Source organism: Neptunomonas sp. CHC150 (genome assembly GCF_030397555.1).
GTDB classification, from domain to species: domain Bacteria; phylum Pseudomonadota; class Gammaproteobacteria; order Pseudomonadales; family Balneatricaceae; genus Neptunomonas; species Neptunomonas phycophila.
In genome coordinates, this window is the sequence record NZ_JAPNXU010000006.1 from 295,604 (window position 1) to 315,528 (window position 19,925).

21 protein-coding genes are annotated in these 19,925 nt (G+C 45.1%); 16 read left to right on the forward strand and 5 right to left on the reverse strand.

What is annotated here, in order from left to right; translation table 11 throughout:
* Positions 1-44 precede the first annotated feature (44 nt).
* The 3 genes from OW491_RS07420 to OW491_RS07430 form a co-directional block, all read right to left on the reverse strand.
* Positions 45-2,711 carry an EAL domain-containing protein gene (locus OW491_RS07420; RefSeq protein ID WP_290035398.1) on the reverse strand — a complete coding sequence of 889 codons (2,667 nt, stop codon included), beginning with the start codon at positions 2,709-2,711 and terminating at the stop codon, positions 45-47.
* Positions 2,712-2,959: 248 nt separating this feature from the next.
* Positions 2,960-4,804, reverse strand: coding sequence for an NAD nucleotidase (gene nadN / locus OW491_RS07425; RefSeq protein WP_290035399.1), 1,845 nt, complete (start codon positions 4,802-4,804; stop codon positions 2,960-2,962).
* A gap of 108 nt (positions 4,805-4,912) precedes the next feature.
* Positions 4,913-6,400: an alanine/glycine:cation symporter family protein gene (locus OW491_RS07430; protein WP_075172376.1), complete on the reverse strand. Its 1,488-nt coding sequence runs from the start codon at positions 6,398-6,400 to the stop codon at positions 4,913-4,915.
* A gap of 354 nt (positions 6,401-6,754) precedes the next feature.
* Between OW491_RS07430 and OW491_RS07435 the strand changes: the two genes are divergently transcribed.
* A complete protein-coding gene (locus tag OW491_RS07435) occupies positions 6,755-7,414 on the forward strand; it encodes an HAD-IA family hydrolase (protein WP_290035400.1) in 660 nt (219 codons plus the stop codon).
* Between the two features lie 41 nt (positions 7,415-7,455).
* Entirely contained in the window at positions 7,456-8,433 is a 978-nt protein-coding gene (locus tag OW491_RS07440) for a S49 family peptidase (RefSeq protein WP_246283354.1), read from the forward strand.
* A 74-nt stretch (positions 8,434-8,507) separates the two neighbouring features.
* On the opposite strand, the gene OW491_RS07445 is transcribed toward OW491_RS07440, so the two are convergent.
* Complete coding sequence (locus OW491_RS07445) at positions 8,508-9,086, reverse strand: Maf family protein (protein ID WP_178968851.1); 579 nt, start codon at positions 9,084-9,086, stop codon at positions 8,508-8,510.
* 122 nt (positions 9,087-9,208) lie between these two features.
* On the opposite strand from OW491_RS07445, the gene OW491_RS07450 reads away from it, so the two are divergent.
* The 14 genes from OW491_RS07450 to OW491_RS07515 all read left to right on the forward strand — a co-directional run bounded on the left by OW491_RS07450 (position 9,209) and on the right by OW491_RS07515 (position 19,568).
* Positions 9,209-9,730, forward strand: coding sequence for a YceD family protein (locus OW491_RS07450; RefSeq protein ID WP_075172372.1), 522 nt, complete (start codon positions 9,209-9,211; stop codon positions 9,728-9,730).
* Between the two features lie 17 nt (positions 9,731-9,747).
* Positions 9,748-9,927: a 50S ribosomal protein L32 gene (gene rpmF / locus OW491_RS07455; protein ID WP_075172371.1), complete on the forward strand. Its 180-nt coding sequence runs from the start codon at positions 9,748-9,750 to the stop codon at positions 9,925-9,927.
* A 5-nt stretch (positions 9,928-9,932) separates the two neighbouring features.
* Entirely contained in the window at positions 9,933-10,955 is a 1,023-nt protein-coding gene (plsX, locus tag OW491_RS07460; protein WP_277251969.1) for a phosphate acyltransferase PlsX, read from the forward strand.
* Between the two features lie 112 nt (positions 10,956-11,067).
* Positions 11,068-12,000: an ACP S-malonyltransferase gene (fabD, locus tag OW491_RS07465; RefSeq protein WP_290035403.1), complete on the forward strand. Its 933-nt coding sequence runs from the start codon at positions 11,068-11,070 to the stop codon at positions 11,998-12,000.
* Positions 12,001-12,017: 17 nt separating this feature from the next.
* Positions 12,018-12,761 (forward strand): 3-oxoacyl-ACP reductase FabG, encoded by a 744-nt coding sequence (fabG, locus tag OW491_RS07470; RefSeq protein ID WP_075172369.1) that lies wholly within the window; start codon positions 12,018-12,020, stop codon positions 12,759-12,761.
* Between the two features lie 167 nt (positions 12,762-12,928).
* Complete coding sequence (acpP, locus tag OW491_RS07475; protein WP_075172368.1) at positions 12,929-13,162, forward strand: acyl carrier protein; 234 nt, start codon at positions 12,929-12,931, stop codon at positions 13,160-13,162.
* 93 nt (positions 13,163-13,255) lie between these two features.
* Entirely contained in the window at positions 13,256-14,497 is a 1,242-nt protein-coding gene (gene fabF / locus OW491_RS07480) for a beta-ketoacyl-ACP synthase II (protein ID WP_075172367.1), read from the forward strand.
* Between the two features lie 56 nt (positions 14,498-14,553).
* Positions 14,554-15,396: an aminodeoxychorismate lyase gene (gene pabC, locus OW491_RS07485; protein WP_290035405.1), complete on the forward strand. Its 843-nt coding sequence runs from the start codon at positions 14,554-14,556 to the stop codon at positions 15,394-15,396.
* The gene (mltG, locus tag OW491_RS07490) at positions 15,390-16,427 is read left to right on the forward strand and encodes an endolytic transglycosylase MltG (protein ID WP_075178994.1); all 1,038 of its coding nucleotides are present in this window, start codon (positions 15,390-15,392) and stop codon (positions 16,425-16,427) included. The genes pabC and mltG overlap by 7 nt, the downstream gene beginning before the upstream one ends.
* Positions 16,427-17,059, forward strand: coding sequence for a dTMP kinase (gene tmk / locus OW491_RS07495; RefSeq protein ID WP_290035406.1), 633 nt, complete (start codon positions 16,427-16,429; stop codon positions 17,057-17,059). The genes mltG and tmk overlap by 1 nt, the downstream gene beginning before the upstream one ends.
* On the forward strand, positions 17,056-18,078 hold the full coding sequence (locus tag OW491_RS07500) for a DNA polymerase III subunit delta' (protein ID WP_083609973.1): 1,023 nt from the start codon (positions 17,056-17,058) through the stop codon (positions 18,076-18,078). Before tmk ends, OW491_RS07500 begins: the two co-directional genes overlap by 4 nt.
* Before the next feature lie 21 nt (positions 18,079-18,099).
* Entirely contained in the window at positions 18,100-18,450 is a 351-nt protein-coding gene (locus OW491_RS07505) for a PilZ domain-containing protein (protein WP_290035407.1), read from the forward strand.
* A gap of 42 nt (positions 18,451-18,492) precedes the next feature.
* Positions 18,493-19,281: a TatD family hydrolase gene (locus tag OW491_RS07510; RefSeq protein WP_290035409.1), complete on the forward strand. Its 789-nt coding sequence runs from the start codon at positions 18,493-18,495 to the stop codon at positions 19,279-19,281.
* 23 nt (positions 19,282-19,304) lie between these two features.
* A complete protein-coding gene (locus OW491_RS07515) occupies positions 19,305-19,568 on the forward strand; it encodes a YjbQ family protein (protein ID WP_290035411.1) in 264 nt (87 codons plus the stop codon).
* Between the two features lie 42 nt (positions 19,569-19,610).
* Here OW491_RS07515 and OW491_RS07520 read toward each other — a convergent pair whose 3' ends face one another.
* A complete protein-coding gene (locus tag OW491_RS07520) occupies positions 19,611-19,889 on the reverse strand; it encodes a hypothetical protein (protein WP_290035412.1) in 279 nt (92 codons plus the stop codon).
* Positions 19,890-19,925: the final 36 nt, after the last annotated feature.

The following is a 19,925-nucleotide window of genomic DNA, read 5'->3' on the forward strand; positions in this document are numbered from 1 at the left end:
GTAAGCCTTCATCGTTGTTTGAATATCCTTTGTACCATTTCGTTTTACAAAGACGATTTTGTGGGCAATGACTGCGAAAACCACTGAATAAACTCGTCAGGTGGAATAGGTCTGCATATATGAAACCCTTGTGCATGTTCGCAGTTCAACGCTGAAAGCGCTTCAAGCGTGTCTTGGTTCTCCACACCTTCTGCAATTACGGTTAGTCCGAAACTGTGTGCTAAGCCAATGGTAGAGTGGACTATCGCTGCATCTTGCTCATCTTGGAGCATATCGTCTACAAAGCTGCGGTCAATTTTTAAGGTTTGTATGGGCAAACGTTTTAGGTAGCTCAAGGAGGAGTAGCCGGTACCAAAATCATCTATCGCCATCGAAATACCCAATTGATTAATATCATTCACTACTGATTCGGCCCGGCCCGGGTCAGATATAAAAGCGCTTTCGGTGATTTCTATTTCTAGCCACTTACTCTCAACGTTATTTTGCTCGAGTAGCGTTTCAATTGTGTCAGGCAGCGATAAATCTACAAGGTTGCGGGCTGATAAATTAATAGCAACAGGGATGTTTATATTGACGGATTGCCAAATCTTTATTTGTTGTATGGCATGTTCGATTACCCAATGACTTAACGCGTGTATTGTTTCGCTCATCTCCGCTAAATGGATAAACTCATCGGGTGGCACTCGCCCTAATTCGGGATGGTTCCAGCGAATTAGGGCTTCGCATCCAACACATAGCCCCGTTTTTACTTCGATACGGGGTTGGAAAAAAAGTGTTAATTGGTTCGTACGAATTGCATTGCCAAGTTCTGCCATCATTTTGAGGCGGCGAGGGCTGTGCGAGTCAAGAGAGTTGTCGTACATAGTAAAGCTTTGTGATTGTCGTTTCGCGCTGTACATGGCAACATCAGAACAGCGTAATAGCTCGTGAATATTACTCCCATGTGTGGGGTAAATAGCGATGCCGATGCTTCCCGCTAATTCCAGTAAAATACCCTCCGCTTCTATAGGTTGTCGAATGCAGTCGCTGAGCCGTTGTGCAAGACTGTAAGCTTGCTGAAGTGAGTTAAGCGATGAATATAGAATCGCAAACTCGTCGCCGCCAAGACGGTACAAAGTGGCATTGTATTGTTGCAAAACGCCTTGTAGTTGGGTTGCAAGGGCTTTGAGTAATAGGTCACCAGTATGATGTCCTAAGGTGTCGTTGATTTCTTTAAAGCGGTCAAGATCTAGAAGCATTAATGATGTGAGTTGCTGATCTGATTCGCTTGCTTGTATTTGAGTTTTAGCATCTTCATGCAGTTGTGTGCGATTTGGCAGCCCCGTTAACGAGTCATGATTGGCCCGGTGTTCCAGCTCTTTTTGATAAGTAATTAGGTCTCTTTCCGTTTTTTTCCATGCCGTTAAGTCATAGGCAATACCTAAATAGCCCACCACTTTGCGGTCATTGTCTTTGAGCACTGTGATGGAGAGCATAACGGGTATTTCAGTACCGTTCTTATGTAGGTAAGTCCACTCTTGATCGTCAGAGTATTGAGTGAGCGTGACTGGGTCCTGTAGTGAGAATGAGGATAATTTAGCGTTCAGGTTAGGTGCTCTGGTGCTGACTTCTTCTTTTTTGAGTAAGCTTGTTACATGCATGCGGTTGATAACTTCCGTATGCTGATAGCCTAGTAATTGTTCAGCAGCTGGGTTGAATGATTGTATGACGCCATCTGTATCAGTAGAAATGATGGCGTATTTAGCGCCGGCCACAATGGCTTTTTGTAAGGTGTTAAGCTCTATAATGCGTTGTTCTGCGTTATGAAAGGCGTCCACGTCATGTACGGTGCCTATGAGGTGAGCTTGTCCATTTAATTCCACACAAGAGAGTTTTACGCGTGTAAAAAAAGGTGTGCCGTCTAGCCGTGTATGAAGCCAATCATAGATAGGGTGTTTTCCTGATAAGGCCTCGTGTATGTGATGTTGAGCTTTAATAAAAGAGTCGGCGCCATCCGCTTGGTGGGGAGGAGAATAAAAAGCAGGGTGCTTACCTAAAATATCATGCCGTTGGCAACCAAACATTTCTAATGCCGTTTCGTTACAGTCAATCACTGTATTATTACGGGATATAAATACGGCATCTGCACATTGATTAAAAAGTATTTTATAACGCAATTCGTTGTCTTTCATCGCGTAATACATATACAACTGTGCGACTAAATCGGCGGCTGATGCTGCAAAGTTTTTTTCGTCTTCGCTCCAATGGCGTTGAGGGCCAATGTGTTCAAAACATACATCTCCTTCAATGACCCCTTTATTATTAATAGGCGCATCCAAAATAGAAGTGATACCCATGGGTATAAGGTAGTCAGCGGCGAGTTCCTGAGTTCTGGTGTCTCGGTGCGCATCGTGCGCATCCACAACTCGTGAGCTTTTAATAGCATTAAAATAGATAGGGAGGTCGAGGATAGAAAGGGACTTACCAGTTTGGTAGCTTTGTAGTTCTGCGTTGTACATTTGAGCGCAGGAAATTTTATTATGCTCAGTAAATTGCCAAATGCTGCAGCGAGATACTTGCATACAAAGTGCGCAGTGCTTAACAACTGTTTTTAATGCATGGTCGAGCCCGTCAGACCATAAAGAGCGATTTTGAACTAAATCTATGTAGGTCCGCTCTAGCGTCGCAGGGCTGCTAGTTTTAGCGGCGTGTGATTCAAACTCCTTGTCCATAACTAGGTTCACTCTTTTCTTCATTGTACCGAGTTTGAGAACTGATCCTAGTCCTTAGGATGCAGGCGCTTTATTAAAGTATTTCTCTGAGAAGTCCCCTTATAAACATACCTAGCAATTTGTAATAAGGCTAATTTAGGGGTGAAATGTCAGGTAGATTAATTTTGTAGGAAAGGGTGACGATCAAGAATAAGCCTAGCTTATTTTTTGAGTTTTTTAAAATAAGCTAGGCTGTTTGTGGCTAGAAATTATTGAAGATTGCCGTCGGTATCATAAAACATTTGCGTGCTGTATTCGCTACTAGGTAGTTTGCTGATACTGCCTTGCTCTTCGACATAATCAACAAACGATTGAGCGTAGTCTAAGAAGGTATCGACAACGCGTCCTTGTGCGGAAATAACGCCAAATGTATCGTAACCATCACGACCTTGGGCAATATAGTTATTGGTGACAACAGTGTAAGTTTCCGTTTCATCTATAGCCCGCCACACGGTCTCGTCTTTAAGCTTCACTTGCACATTGGTAAAGCGGTTCCCTTTCGTTTGAGAACTATCGACATCCCAACGCAAGCCGGATGCATAAGGGTAGGCACCAGTAGATCCGTCTGGGGACAATGCGTAATCATAAGCATCTTCAAGGACAGCAACGATTTCGGCGCCGGTCATGCTTAGTTCGGACAGTGTATTGGCAAATGGTAATAAAGTGTAAGCATCACCGATGGTAATGTCACCCATGGCGATATCAGTGCGAACACCACCGGCATTCTGGATGGCGATATCAGACGTAATACTCATTGTTTTGAAGGCCAGTGCAACAAGGTTAGAAATATCGCTACCTTGAGACTGCGTTTCGCTAGTGGAACAAAGAGTGCTCTGTCCCTGACCTGGTATGCGTTCTAAACATAGGTCGTCATTCGAACTACCAATCACCGTTGTTTTAAGTACGTCGACTTGCTCAGAATAGCCTTCCAGGATAGTAGCGGATGTCGCGTCTTCTTCAACGATATCGAGTACAGGAGATGCTTCAATACTGGATTCGATAGCAGCAAGCTCGTTGCCAGTTACGCTTACAGAATCACCATTAATGTCGTCGCGCGAAAACTCGTTGCCGAGTAATAAATGCGGCTGCCCAGTACAGGATTCGATATTACCTTCGTTGTTAAATTCAACGTTGAGCTCGCCAACAACATAGGAGTACTGCCATGCTTGAACAACACATACCGGGTTGCCATCTTTGTTGGTAACCTGGGTAGGGTATGGGCCTGCTGGGTTTAAACCAAAGTCTTCAAATTCGTTACCCAGTAAGGTGTGAGAGTCGCCGCCTACAATAACGTCTACGTCTGTAAGGTTAGCCGCTAATGTTAAATCATTTTCGTATTGATAATGAGTTAACAAAATAATCTGATTAATCCCTTGTTCTTTAAGTTCGTCAATGTAGCTCTGAGCGGTAGCGGTTTCGTCTAAAAACTCGGTTGTAGCATCAGGGCTTGATGAATTCTTCGTTTTAGAAGCAATGTCTAACCCGATGATGCCTACTTTTTGATCTCCGTAGCTTTTGATGAGATAAGGCTGAATGTAATCAGTTGAGGTGTTTTGTGCTAAAGGTGAAACACCGACCTCTGGAACTACGTTAGCGCCTAATACAGTGGTATTGCAGTTACCGCTATTTAGGTCGTCAAGAAAAGAGACAAGACCGCTGTCCCCGTCATCAAATTCGTGATTGCCCAGTTCAAAAGCATCGAAACAGACTTGATTCATGAGTGCAGCGTCAGCTTCACCTTTAAATAGGGTGTAATACAAGTCGCCAGTAATTGCGTCGCCAGCATGAAGTTTTAACACAGGATCGCTGCTGTTGCTGAGTTGATTAATCATGCTCACAACACGTGGGAATCCACCAAGTGTTACGTCGGTTTCTACACCGTCGATCGTCAAAGAAGCTGATTCGCTTTGTAGGTGTGAATGGTGATCATTGATATGGACGACTCGCAGTGACAATGTGGATTCATCGTCCTTGCTGTTGTTGCAGCCTGTTAAAGCAGCCATTGTGACAGCAAGTGCTATAGGTGCGAGGCGAGGGTGACGATAAAAGCTCATAAATCTATTCTTCCCTAATGATTTTTTAAAAAGAAAAATAGTAACGAGCTTTTATTACAAGTATTCGAGCTTGATAGCACCTAACGTGCTATCAAGTGTGGTTGGTGCTTATTTGTTTTTGTTAAAACGTTTTTCCCAGAAATCTGCACCTTCAATATCGAGAGATTTAGGGTCGAAGGTGTATTCATCTTTACCTTCTTTACGCTGCTTCTCATAATCAATAAGTGCTTTAAGCGCGGGTTTAGCCATAAAGAAAATAACTAAAATACCAACGATGTTTAGCCAAGCCATCAAACCAACGCCCACGTCACCGAGCCCCCACGCGAGGTTTGCTGTTTTAATTGCGCCGTAAAAAGTTGAGGCAAGTAGAGCTACTTTTAGTAAGAAATCAAACCCGGGTAATTTAAGCGTGCGCTTTAGGTAAGCAAGGTTCGTTTCAGCTATGTAGTAGTACGCTAAAATAGTGGTAAATGAGAAGAAGAACAACGCGAGTGCTACAAATGGCTCGCCGACACCCGGTAGAACGGTCTCAACAGCGGCCTGAGTGAAGGCGGGGCTGTTTGCTGCCAGTGTGGCTGGTAAGTTCTGAATAATGAACGTGTCCCCAATGCCATGTACGTTATAAGCACCCGTGATCAGAATCATGAAGGCCGTTGCTGAGCATACAAATAGAGTATCAATGTAAACAGAAAAGGCTTGAACAAGACCTTGTTGCGCGGGGTGTTGTACTTCGGCAGCGGCTGCTGCGTGAGGACCTGTACCTTGTCCTGCTTCGTTAGAGTATACGCCGCGTTTTACGCCCCAACCAATGGCCGCACCAAATCCAGCTTGTGGAGTAAAAGCATCCGCTAAGATCATACCAATAACGCCCGGTAGCTGATCTATGTTTAACGCCACGACCGAACAAGCGATAACGATATAGGCTAATGCCATAAAAGGTACAACAATTTGAGTAAAGCTGGCGATGCGCTTCACTCCACCAAAAATGATAAACGTGAGAATTAATACAATCGCGACAGCCGTCATGATTTTAGTAACGCTCAGGTCTCCCATCGAGGTGCTTATCGTGCCGCCTGCACCAAAAGCGATCTCGGCAGCATTACCGATACTGTTAGACTGGATACCAGGAAGCAGCAATCCACAGGCGGTAATAGTGGCAATCGCGAAAATCCAAGCAAACCATTTCTGCCCCATCGCTTTCTCGAAGTAAAAAGCTGGACCACCACGGTATTGGCCTTCGTGCTCTTCTTTATAGAGTTGGCCTAATGTTGATTCGATATAAGCGGTAGCGGCGCCCAAAAATGCCACAACCCACATCCAAAAAATAGCACCAGGGCCACCAAAACCAATTGCCGCTGCGACACCGGCAATATTCCCGGTACCAACGCGTCCAGACAATGAAACCGCTAACGCCTGAAATGATGATATACCTTTGGCTGAGCTAGATCCTGAAAATAATAAACGCCACATTTCGCCAAACATACGTACTTGCACAAAGCGTGTAAGTACGGAGTAAAAAAGCCCGGTGCCAAGACACAAATAAATCAGTGCTGGGCTCCAGATGATGCTGTTTAGGCCATCAACTATCGCTTGCATAATATTTCTCCGATCAATTAATAAGTCAGGGAGGCCCCCTGAACATAAAAGAGCAAATTCTATAGAGATTGCGAAAGTGAAATTTACTGTTATGTTTAAAAAAATCGCGATGAAACGCCGGTTTAATAGCTTAAGCAGGAAAAAGTTATGTTTTTGGTGTGTTTTAACGCTATTTAACAATCTTATAGGGTTGAATAAGCGATTATTAACATCATTTTATGTGTAAGCTCCTAATCAATCGCTAGCATTGCATTCTATCGGGTGGGGTGCTTATATCCGCTACTATTTAATTTTGGAAGCTTGCCGCAATTGTTTTGTTTTTTGCCTTGCTCAGCGGCTATTTAAGGAAAATAGATGTATTCATTACTGATTTTTGATTGGGACGGCACAATTATTGATTCAACCGGTCGAATTATTTCTAGCATGCAGTCAGCGGCATTAGAGGTTGGGCTGAATAAACCATCAGAAGATACGGTTCGGGAAATAATTGGCTTGGGTTTACCTGAAGCTTTGCAAGCAATGTTTCCAGCAATTACCCCACGCGAATCAGATTTAATGCGCGAAAGGTATGCTTATCATTATATAGAAGGTGACAGTACACCAACGGCGCTTTTTCCTTATGTCCGGGAAACGCTGGAGAACTTGCGTGCCAAGGGGTATCGGCTTGCGGTGGCTACCGGCAAAAATCGGCGGGGCCTAGACCGTGTGTTGGCCCAAACGGAATTAGGTCATTTATTTGAAATAACGCGCTGTGCTGATGAGACAACCTCTAAACCCGACCCACATATGCTGCACGAGATTTTAGAGCAGACGGGAGTCGCTCCAGAGGCGGCAATCATGGTTGGGGATACCGAGTTCGATATGGATATGGGGCGACGAGCAGGGGTTGGACGAATCGCTGTGAGTTATGGAGCGCATCATATAGATCGTTTATATCAATACGATCCTCTATTATCTATGCACCATTTTAATGAATTAGAACATTGGCTTACTAAAAAAGGAGATCTCGCGTGAGCGAAAGCGACAACCATTGGGGCGAAACACGACCAGAGGCTTTGCAGGCTCAATTAGATAAGGCGTCTGCAAAGAGCGAAGGTAAAGAATGGAAGCTTATAGAGAAGCTACTTAACGGATTATTTGTCGAACAGCGTAGAGCTCGCCGCTGGGGAATCTTTTTTAAAGCATTAACATTCCTCTATTTATTTGGGTTGCTCATTATGTTTTGGATGGGCCCTAGCATTTCATCAGACTTGGCAAAAGAAAGTGAAGAACATACGGCCGTAATCGATATTAACGGCCCAATATCTGCCAGTGAAGAAGCAAATGCCGATAGTATTGCATGGTCTTTGCGTAAGGCGTTTGAAAATGAACACTCAAAAGCCGTTGTTTTACGTATTAATAGCCCTGGTGGTAGTCCAGTACAGTCGGGTTATGTATACGATGAAGTTAAGCGTTTACGTGCGCTACATCCTGAAAAACCGCTTTACGCTGTGATAATGGATATTGGGGCATCAGGAGCCTACTACATAGCGGCCTCCGCTGATGAAATTTATGCCGATAAGGCTAGTTTGGTCGGGTCAATCGGGGTTATTTCTAGCAGCTTTGGTTTTGTTGATTTGATGGATAAAGTAGGCGTTGAGCGTCGAGCGCTCACAGCGGGCAGCAATAAAGGCTTTTTAGATCCATTTAGCCCATTGAAGGAAAGTGACAAAGCGTTTTGGCAAACGGTATTAGACACCACGCATCAGCAGTTTATTGATCAGGTTAAAAAAGGCAGGGGAGATAAACTAGTCAACGACCCGGACTTGTTTTCTGGTTTGGTGTGGACAGGTGAGCAAGCGCTAGAAAAAGGACTGGTTGATGGTCTAGGCAGTACTGGCTATGTCGCGCGTGAAGTGGTGGGAGTCGATAACATCGTTAACTATTCGCCTAGAATGAGCCCGTTAGATGAAGTCATTGATCGTTTTGGTATTTCGTTTGGCGAGACAATTGCTAATTCATTAGGTCTGCGCCAATCCTATCAGTTACATTAAGTGTTAAATCAAAGGTGCGCCTCATAAAGTTGAGTGCGCACCTTTATTGTTAAAAAGCTCTCCCGTGCGCCGCTTTATAATACAGAGAATTGATTTTGTTCTAGAAAGCTAATTAGCTTAATTAGTGGCAAGCCAATAAGCGTATTTGGGTCATCACCTTCCAGTTTTGAAAAAAGTGCGATGCCTAGCCCTTCGCATTTAAAGCTGCCAGCACAGTTTAGAGGCTGCTCCTTTTCGATATAGGCTCTTATTTGCTCATCGGTTAATGTACGAAAATGCACAGTAAACGGAATAGCCTCGCTGAGCATGGTTTGCTGGTCTGCATTAAATACCGCTAAGCCTGTATAAAACGTTATTCGTTGGCCGCTAGAGGCTTTCAGCTGGTCGAAAGCTTTTTCTGAGGTATATGGCTTTCCTAAAATTTGATTGTTTAGGCTGGCGGCTTGATCAGAGCCGATAATTAAGCCATGAGGAAACTGCTCAGCTACGGCAAGTGCTTTTTCTTCGGCCAGTCGTTTTACCAAATCTGGTATAGACTCTCCAGGTTTTGCTGACTCGTCAATATCAGGACTTGAATGGGTGTAATTCAAGCCTAATTTGTCGAGGATTTCACGTCTATAAGGTGAACTAGAGGCTAAAATCAGTGATTGCATGAATCTTTTCCTTAAAGACTTATCTATTGCGTCGTGAAAGCGTAAAATACACTCGATTTTTTTATGAATCTACCTTGATTCCCTTTGACAGGAGGGGCCTTGAGCCCTAGAATTGCGCGCTTATGTCGTACGGTAACTTACCGAAAATAATTGACCCGCGAAAGCTAGCTGAGCGGGGAATACGGTTAACTGGCCAATCCAGTGTTGAGAAGATGCCTAATTTTGCGTCTTCTTTATGCAAACATGATGATCCCATTACTGTGGATCTTCAGTTTGATTTGGATGAGTTAAGGATCCGTACCATCTCAGGCAATGCTTTTGGTAAAGTTCATATGACTTGCCAACGTTGCTTGGAGCCGGTCGAAGTCGATGTCCAGGCAGAGTTTAATCTGGCTATCGCGTTTAATGAGGAGAAGGCAAAGCAACTGCCTCGCTATTACGACTCATTAATCGTTGAGGACGAAGAGATCGAACTGTTGCAAATAGTTGAAGAAGAGCTAATTCTCAGTCTGCCTATTGTTCCATACCATGCAGATTGTAGTGTTCAGACCTCCTTTGGCGACGAGGACATGACTGAAGAATCGGTCATCGAAAAAACGAACCCGTTTAGTGTGCTGGCTCAGTTAAAAGCCGGCAAGAAATGATTTAGGAGTTATCTACCATGGCTGTACAGAAAAACAAAAAGTCACGCTCACGTCGTGACATGCGTCGCTCACACGATGCGTTGACTGGTCCTACTCTGTCTGTAGACGCGACTACTGGTGAAACTCACCGTCGTCACCACGTTACAGCAGATGGCTTTTACCGCGGTCGTCAGGTTGTAAACCAAGACAGCGAATAAGCTTGATCAATCGCGTCATTCTCTCTGTTGATGCGATGGGTGGGGACCACGGTCCCCGCGTTACCCTTCCCGCGTCACTTTCTGCTTTATCCCGTTATCCTGATCTCTCGATCCGCCTTCATGCTGAACTAGATGTATTGCAGCCGATTCTCGATAAGCTTAGCTTGTCAGATGAGTTGTTGTCGCGTCTAGAAATTGTTGCGTCTGGAGCATCGGTGGCTATGGATGAGAAGCCGTCGTCTGCTGTTCGGCATCGCCAAGACTCGTCAATGAGTCAGGCGATTAAGTGCGTAGCGCAGGGGCGAGCACATGCTTGCGTTAGTGCTGGAAATACTGGCGCGCTTATGGCGTTCGGTCGTCAGCAGTTGAAAATGTTACCGGGTATCGATCGTCCCGCTATTATTACGTCAGTGCCAACCTCTGGTGGGCATTGTTATATGCTGGATTTAGGGGCGAATGTTGATTCGAGCGCAGAGCATCTGCTTCAGTTCGCCATTATGGGGTCGGTGCTAGCTGAGGCTGTGGATGATATAAAATCGCCTGCGGTTGCTCTGTTAAATAACGGAGAAGAGGTGATTAAAGGTAATGAGCAGGTGCGCTTAGCGAATGAGCTTATTGCTGCGAACAATTCTATTAACTATATAGGCTACGTCGAAGGAGGCGGGGTATTTAGTGGTCGTGCTGATGTGGTTGTGTGTGACGGTTTTGTTGGAAACGTGGCACTAAAAAGTAATGAAGGCCTTGCCAAGCTCATTGGTCGTAAAGTGCGCCGCAGTTTTATGAAGAATATGTATCGTCGCCTAGTTGCTATGCTGGCTGCACCTATTCTGCGTGAAATTGAAGAAGAAATGGACCCCTCAAGGCGCAATGGTGCTACATTGATTGGCTTGCAGGGTATTGTTCTTAAAAGTCATGGTAGTGCTAATGCTAAGTGTTTTGGCTATGCGCTGGATCAGGCTGTCATAGAAGTTAGAAAAAATGTACCCGAACTTATAGCTGAACGTCTCAAGAGCTATCGTAAGTATTGAGGCGAAGGGAACTGAGCGTTCTAATTCTCGTGCATTCATGTAAAATACACATCCTTTGTTATGGCCGCGTTTATTTGCTGGCTTATCGTATTTAGTTTGAGTCGAGGGCGCTATGTCGCAGTCTTTTGCATTCGTATTTCCAGGTCAGGGATCCCAGCATTTAGGTATGTTAAGTGAGCTGGCGGCTGACAATCCAATCATCCAAGATACCTTTACGGAGGCGTCGGGCGTATTGGGTTATGATCTGTGGGATTTGGTACAAAACGGACCTGAAGAAACGTTAAATCAAACAGATAAAACGCAACCTGCTCTATTAACTGCAGGTGTTGCGTTGTGGCGTCTATGGTTGGAAAAAGGCGGAGCTAAGCCAGATGTTGTTGCTGGGCATAGCTTGGGGGAATACACCGCGCTCGTGTGCGCTGGCGCTATGAGTTTTGTCGATGGCGTTAACTTGGTGCGTTTACGTGGCGAGTATATGCAAGAAGCTGTTCCTGCCGGTGCAGGTGCAATGGCTGCGGTTTTGGGGTTGTCTGATGAGCTAATAGCATCCAGTTGCGATCAGGCAGGCCAGGGGCAGGTTGTTTCTCCTGTTAACTTTAATTGTCCGGGACAAGTAGTTATTGCAGGTGAAAAAACGGCAGTTGAGCGTGCGCAAGTAGCTTGCAAAGAGGCGGGTGCTAAGCGCGTTGTGCCTCTGCCTGTTAGCGTGCCTTCCCACTGTGCATTAATGAAACCTGCTGCTGAAAAGCTTGCTGCAGCATTAGCAAATGTACCTGTGATAATGCCTGAAATACCTGTTATTCAAAACGTATCAGCGGGCGTTGCAAGTGACGTGGATCAATTAAAAACTAATTTGGTTGAGCAGTTGTTTAGCCCTGTTTTATGGACTAATTCAGTCCAGACTATGGTGGAGCAGGGTATAGAGCGGACAGTAGAGTGTGGACCAGGTAAAGTGCTCTCGGGCTTGAATAAAAAAATTCATAAGCCGCTTACGCTTGCTGCGATAAATGATATTGCCGGAATGGAAGGCGCTTTAGCGCAATAATAAAAAGGGTTTGTGTTATGAGTATTGAGGGTAAAGTTGCATTAGTTACGGGTGCAACGCGCGGTATCGGTAAAGCCATTGCGCTGGAGCTGGGTAAGCAAGGGGCAGTGGTTGTTGGTACGGCTACGAGTGATGGTGGTGCAGAATCAATTTCTGCGTATCTGTCTGAAGCGGGTGTCACAGGTAAAGGCGTTAAGCTAAATGTCGCTGATAGTGACTCAATAGAAAGCGTTATCAAAGCCGTTCAAGATGAGTTTGGGGCGATTGTTATTCTAGTGAATAATGCTGGCATTACGCGTGATAATATTATGCTACGCATGAAAGACGATGAGTGGGATGATGTTATAAATACCAACTTATCTTCTGTGTATCGTTTAGTGAAAACTTGCTTGCGCGGTATGACAAAAGCCCGCTGGGGACGTATCATAAGCATTAGTTCAGTTGTTGCATCGATGGGTAACGCAGGTCAAGCTAACTATGCGGCGGCTAAATCGGGTATGGAGGGCTTTACGCGAGCACTGGCCCGTGAAATTGGCTCGCGTAACATTACTGTTAACTGCGTAGCGCCAGGCTTTATTGATACCGATATGACTAGTGGTTTGGCTGAGGAGCATAAAAATGCGCTTCAATCTCAGATTCCTATGAATCGTTTGGGGCGACCTGAAGAGATTGCTGCCGTAGTCGGTTTCTTAGCTAGCGAAGGTGCGGGTTACGTAACAGGTGAAAGTATTCAAGTAAATGGTGGTATGTACATGAACTAAGGCGATTCTTGTCGCTTTAAAGATTGTAATTTACGGCGATTTGTTGATAATTGGCCGTCAGCTAATAATGAATTTAAGCTACCTCCTTGCTAAGACGAGGTTGGTTCTAATAAAATCACGAACTCATGCCTTCGGTGTGAAGGGTTGATAAAAAGATAGGAAGAGTTATGAGCAATATTGAAGAGCGCGTAAAGAAAATCATCGCAGAGCAGCTCGGTGTTAAAGAAGAAGAAGTCACCAATTCAGCATCTTTCGTTGAAGATCTTGGCGCTGATTCTTTAGATACAGTTGAGCTTGTTATGGCGCTGGAAGAAGAGTTTGAAACTGAGATCCCAGACGAAGAAGCTGAAAAGATCACTACCGTTCAGCTGGCAATCGATTACGTTACCGCTCATCAGTAATCGACTCGTCTTCGAGTTATAGTTTGATCGAAAAGCCGCATCTATTTTTTAGACTGCGGCTTTTCTATTTTAGGTTTTAGACGGAGTGGCCTTATGTCTCGCAGAAGAGTGGTAGTTACTGGCCTTGGTATGCTGACACCGGTTGGTAACACTGTAGAGAGCACCTGGGAAGGTATTCTGGCCGGTAAAAGTGGCGCCAGCGCTATAGAGCAATTTGATGCTTCCAAGTTTGCCACGCATTTCTCTGCATCAGTAAAGAACTTTGACGTTTCTGAGTATATGAATCCTAAAGATGCTCGGAAAATGGATTTGTTCATCCAGTATGGTATGGCTGCCGCGCATCAGGCTATTAAAGATGCAGGGCTGGAAACAAGTGATACTGATCCAGAACGTATCGGGTGTGCTGTTGGTTCGGGTATTGGGGGGCTGTCCCTCATTGAGAGTACTTACGCAACCCTAAGAGATAGCGGACCTCGTCGTGTATCTCCATTTTTTGTGCCGGGTAGTATTATTAATATGATTAGCGGTAATGTGGCTATTCGTTATGGCTTTAAAGGCCCGAATATCGCTATTACCACCGCATGTACTACGGGCACACACAATATTGGGTCTGCAATGCGCATGATTCAGTACGGTGATGCTGATGTCATGGTTGCTGGTGGTGCCGAAATGGCAACAACTGAGCTAGGCATCGGTGGTTTTGCTGCTGCAAGAGCGCTCTCAACACGTAATGATGATCCTGCTGCAGCGAGTCGTCCTTGGGACAAAGATCGAGATGGTTTTGTACTAGGTGATGGCGCTGGTATTGTCGTGCTTGAAGAATATGAGCATGCCAAAGCGCGCGGTGCACATATCTATTGTGAAATAGTTGGTTTTGGTATGAGTGACGATGCTCACCATATGACAGCTCCACCTGAGACAGGAGAAGGCGCGGCTCGCTCAATGGCTAATGCTATTAAAGATGCCCGTTTAAATGCTGATCAAGTGCAGTATGTTAATGCGCACGGAACGTCAACGGCAGCTGGAGATTTGGCTGAAACCAATGCGGCCAAAAAGGTGTTTGGTTCGTCGGTTGATAGTTTGCGAATGAGCTCAACAAAATCGATGATAGGTCACCTTTTAGGGGCGGCTGGTGCAGTAGAGGCTATCTTTTCTGTCCTTGCTATTCGGGATCAAGTCGCGCCGCCAACCATTAACTTAGATAACCCTTCTGATGGTTGTGATCTCAATTATGTGGCTCATCAGCCGCAAGAATGTGCGATAGAAGCAGTGGCATCAAATTCCTTTGGTTTTGGTGGAACGAATGGAACACTTGTTTTCCGTAAGCTCTCATAACCAGATAAGGTATTGGATGATCACAGGGGCATAACTCTCTGTTATGCTTCACATCTATGACTAAACTTCCGTTACCCGCCATCCTTATTAATGGGGCCCTCGTAGACCAAATTTCGGTCAATGATCGAGGGCTTCAGTATGGTGATGGTTTATTTGAAACGATCAAAATACGACAGGGGCGACCGTTACTCTGGGATGCGCATTTAGCGCGTCTTTTATTAGGTTGTGAGCGGCTCGGTATTAGGTCGGATGGCTTGTTGAAAAGGATTGAGCAAGACTGTCAGTCTTTTTTCTCGCGGGCTCTTCAAGAAACTTGTATTTTAAAGTTAATTGTAACTCGTGGGGTGGGAGAGCGAGGATATAAACCGAGCAATCACGTAAATCCTACGGTTATTGTATCAATATCACCCTACACACCTAATGTGCCGTGCCAAGAAACAGGGGTTACAGTGCGCATTTGCGATACCGCGTTGGGTATTAACCCTTTGTTAGCTGGTATAAAGCACCTCAATCGTCTCGAACAAGTGTTGGCTAGACAGGAATGGGATGATCCACATGTCTCTGAAGGCCTTATGTTGGACGTCGATGGGAACCTCGTTGAAGGCACAATGAGTAGCCTGTTTTGGGCAAAAGACGGTGTATTGTTTACGCCGTTGTTGGATCGGTGCGGTATTCTTGGCACCGTTCGCCAAAAACTGCTAAGTATTGCAGAACAATTAGATATTACTGTGGTAGAAGGGCGATTTTCACCTGATGTGTTGAATAGCGCAGAAGAAGTGTTTTTGTGCAATTCGGCCATTGATATTTGGCCTGTTGTTAAGCTAGCACACAAAACGTGGTCCATAGGACCTATCACTCGTCAATTTCAGGCTAAATTAGAAGAGGTTTACGCTTGTTAAAGAAGTTGTTTTTATCGTTATTGGTATTGATCTTAATTGGTGCAGGGGTTGCTGCGTTTGCTTGGCAGCAGTTTAATCAATACATGACTTCACCCCTAGCGCTTGAAGAGCCTATTGAGTCTTATATCGTAGAGCGAGGGCGCTCTTTCAACGGGCTATTACAAGATTTGGAGAAACAAGGGGTGATTAGTCAGCCTTTGTTTGTGAAAGTCTATGCGCGCATGAACCAGCTAGGTAACAAAATCAAAGCGGGTGAGTATTATATAGATAAAGACTTAACACCGATTGCTTTGCTGGATAAGTTTGTTGTGGGTGATAGTGTCCAGCATAGCTTTACCATCGTTGAAGGGCATACGTTTAAACAAGTAAAGCAGGCGCTTGCGAATAATGATGTCTTGGAGCAAACCTTGCAGGGTAAGTCAGATGCAGAAATTCTAAAATTGATCGGTGCTAAAGAGAACCACCCGGAGGGTTTATTTTTAGCAGAAACGTATCAGTTGGTGCGTGGCACGAGTGATTTGGACTTATTAAAGCGCAGTTATAAAGCGCTAGAAGCTGAGTTAGAACAGTCTTGGGCTGGTAAAGCTGAAAACCTACCGTATAAGTCGCCGTATGAGGTGCTAATTATGGCCTCTATCGTCGAAAAAGAAACGGCTGTCCCCGCTGAGCGCCCAAAAATAGCGGGCGTCTTTATCAAGCGGATGCAAATTGGTATGCGCTTGCAGACTGATCCAACGGTTATCTATGGTATGGGTGATGATTACAAGGGTAATATCCGTCGTAAAGACTTACGTAAGCCCACCGCTTACAATACCTATACCATTGACGGTTTACCGCCGACGCCTATAGCAATGGTTGGGCGTGATGCTATACAAGCGTCTTTGCATCCAGAGATCGGGCGTGCTCTTTATTTTGTCGCTCGTGGTGATGGTTCTCATTATTTTTCATCATCCCTAAAAGAGCATAACAGGGCCGTAAGAGATTATCAGTTACGACGCAAAGAAGCGTATCGTTCAACACCGGAGAAATAATGCAACCGACAGGTCGTTTTATAACAGTAGAAGGCACAGAAGGTGTGGGTAAAAGCACTAACATCGCCTTCATCAAAGCGTTGCTGGAGTCGTCAGGGGTTGAGGTGGTGCTAACAAGGGAGCCGGGAGGGACGCCCTTGGCAGAAGAGATTCGTGCGTTGCTATTAAGTCCTCGTCAGGAACTTGTGAATGATGATGCTGAAATGCTTCTGGTATTTGCTGCGCGTGCACAACATATTGATCAGGTCATAAAGCCAGCTCTTTCGCGTGGTGCTTGGGTGCTTAGCGACCGCTTTACGGATGCAACGTTTGCCTATCAAGGTGCGGGGCGAGGGATCAGTTGGGAGCGTATTAAGTTGCTCGAGAGCTTTGTGCAAGCAGGTTTGAGCCCGGATCTTACGGTGTGGTTGGATCTCGATGTTGAGGTCGGGATGGAGCGCGCAATGGCGCGTAGTGAGCCTGATCGTTTTGAGCTTGAAAAAAAGACTTTTTTTGAGAAGGTACGCGCTGGCTACCAACGACGTTGTGATGAAGACCCCGATCGTTTCGCGGTCATTGATGCGAGCCATTCATTAGCTGTTGTCCAGCAGGAGATCGCCCGTGCGTTAAAAGAAAGGTTGCATCTGGCATGAGTGAAATGGCTGATCGCTACCATGCATTAAATGCTGAAGTATTTCCTTGGTTTTTACCTCAATGGCAGCGTGTCTTATCGTTATTTGATCAAAATCGGCTGCCTCATGCATTGCTGCTTAATGGTGCCCCCGGTATTGGTAAAGCACGGCTGGCTGAATCAATAGCTGGTTATGTTATGTGTCATCAGCCAGTAGATAGCAAAGCTTGTGGTCATTGCCGTAGTTGTGAGTTGTTGGCAAGTAGTGGGCATCCCGACTTGTATTATTTGCAACCAGATGAGGCCGGGAAGGCAATAAAGGTTGATCAAGTAAGAGAGCTGACAGAGTTTATGCAAAATACCGCGCAGCAGGGCGGTTATCGCGTTGTTGTACTTGAACCAGCAGAAGCAATGAATATTTCGGCGGCCAATGCGCTGTTAAAAACACTTGAGGAGCCGGGCAAAGACACCTTATTGATTTTAATAACGCATCAATTAGGGCAGGTGTTGCCTACAATTAAAAGCCGTTGCCAGCGTTTAGATTGCGCAATCCCGTCCTCTGAGCAGTCTGTTCCATGGCTTATGGCGCAGTTGTCGATAGAAGAGGCAGAAGCGTCTCGTTTATTAAGCGTAGTTCATGGGGCTCCGCTAACCGGTTTGGCTTTTAAATCAAGCGGTCAGCAGGCATTAAGAGCCGATCTTTTATCATCATTACGTGATATGTTACGTGGGCGTAAAACCCCAATCGAAGCCGCGGAACAGTTTGTTAAAACAGATGTCGAAATTGTACTAAGCTTAGTGTTAGGTGTGTTGTCAGATGTTGCTCGCATGAAAGCAACTGACGAGCTTGAATGTATAAGAAATGGCGACATGGAAAAAATGATTAAAGGTGTTGCTAAAAACACGACGCCCGATAAAATCTTTATCTTAATGGACGCAATACAAGAAGAGTTGTTAGGATTGAAGCGTAGGCATAATCCCAATAAACAACTGTTACTTGAACGAATATTTTTAGATTGGCTATCATTAATACAGCCATAGAGACGGAGTTCCATATATCTAATGTCAGTAGTACCGCGTATTAGCCATGGTATTTTGTCACTGAACATAGAGACAAAAGAAGATCTGTACAAAGCGTATATGCCCTTTGTGGAGAATGGTGGCTTGTTCATTCCCACCACGCGGACTTACCAGTTGGGTGAGGAAGTTTTTGTGCTGCTTAATCTAATGGATGAGCCTGATAAAATCCCCGTCACCGGAAAGGTCGTATGGGTAACACCCAAAGCGGCTCAAGGCGGTAAGAAGCCAGGTATTGGTATTCAAATGTCGACAGAGGATACGTCACTGGTTCAAAAAATAGAGACGCATTTAGCCGGCGCGCTTAATTCCGGCCGAAGAACCCATACACTGTAATCTCCGTTTATAAATAATCGCGTCATCGCAAGAGCCCCCGTTATGTTTATCGATTCCCATTGTCATCTTGATAAGATAGATCTTAGTCCTTATTCCGGGCAGTTTTCTGAAGCTGTTTGCGCAGCTCACGCACGCCAAGTTAATGAAATGTTGTGTGTTTCTATTGATAAAGAGCACTTTCCCAGCATGTACCAGCTTATAGCTGATCAGCCAACGATTCATGCTTCGTTTGGGATCCACCCGTGTCATGTTGAAAAAGCCGAAGATGTGCTGTCCGAAGCGGAGTTGACGAAATGGGTAAAAGATCACTCTAAGGTTGTTGCCTTAGGGGAAAGCGGGCTCGACTATTACTACACAAAAGATACCAGCGAACTGCAAAAAGAAAGTTTTACCAATCATTTGCGGGTTGCAGACCAATTGGCATTGCCTGTCATTGTTCACACGCGTGATGCAAGGGAGGATACGTTGGCCCTCATTAAAAAACATGGGGGTGAATCAGGTGGGGTGTTGCATTGCTTTACCGAGTCATTGGCTATGGCACAAGCGGCTATCGAAATGAACTACCTGATTTCTTTTTCAGGTATTGTTACCTTTAAAAATGCTCAAGAGTTAAAAGAGGTCGTTAAAGCGATCCCTCTTGAGAAAATATTGATAGAAACAGACTCTCCTTATTTAGCGCCTATCCCTTATCGTGGCAAAAAGAATGAGCCAAAATATGTTGTAGAGGTAGCGCAGTGCGTGGCAGATTTAAAGGGTGTGAGCATTGAGGAAGTGGCAGAGGTTACCTCAGCTAATTTTCATCGGCTCTTTAGCCAAGCTCGGTCTTCTTAATTTTTGTAGGCTTTACAATACCCATGGTTGTGCAAATAGAGGTAATAACAGGGTCTCAAGGTTTGTTTGAGTGTACATCTCAGGTGCAAGAGCAAGTCTATGTAGCGGGCATTGACTCTGGGGTTTGTAACATCCTCGTTCAGCACACAAGCGCGAGTTTAATTATTCAAGAAAATGCAGACCCGAGTGCTCAAAGAGATCTAGAGCGTTGGTTGAACAGACTTGTCCCTGAGAATGATCCGTTATACACGCATGTGTTTGAAGGGGCGGATGTACGGGTTATATAGACACGGATTATCGTACCGGGTTATGTAGTAGCTATATGGACATCAGGTTTTCCAGTCAGTCAGCTCTCTTACAGGCACATCGTACGTATCTTCATTAAGCCGGTTTTGAAGGCTCTCATCATCCAGATACTTAGCCAGTCTCGTTACGACACTGGCAGGGTAGCGTCTTAGCTCCTCGGCCATTTGCCTGCATGTGCAGGCCAGTTCAATCATGTCGTACAGCACCTCTTCATCATCTTTAGACCAGGTCTTGCCAAAGTTCTCTGGCAAATCAAGTTCCTCAGTTAGATATCGGTGATAGAAATCTGATAGTTCACCCATGAATATTTCTGATACTGTGCCGTTTGATGAGATCTT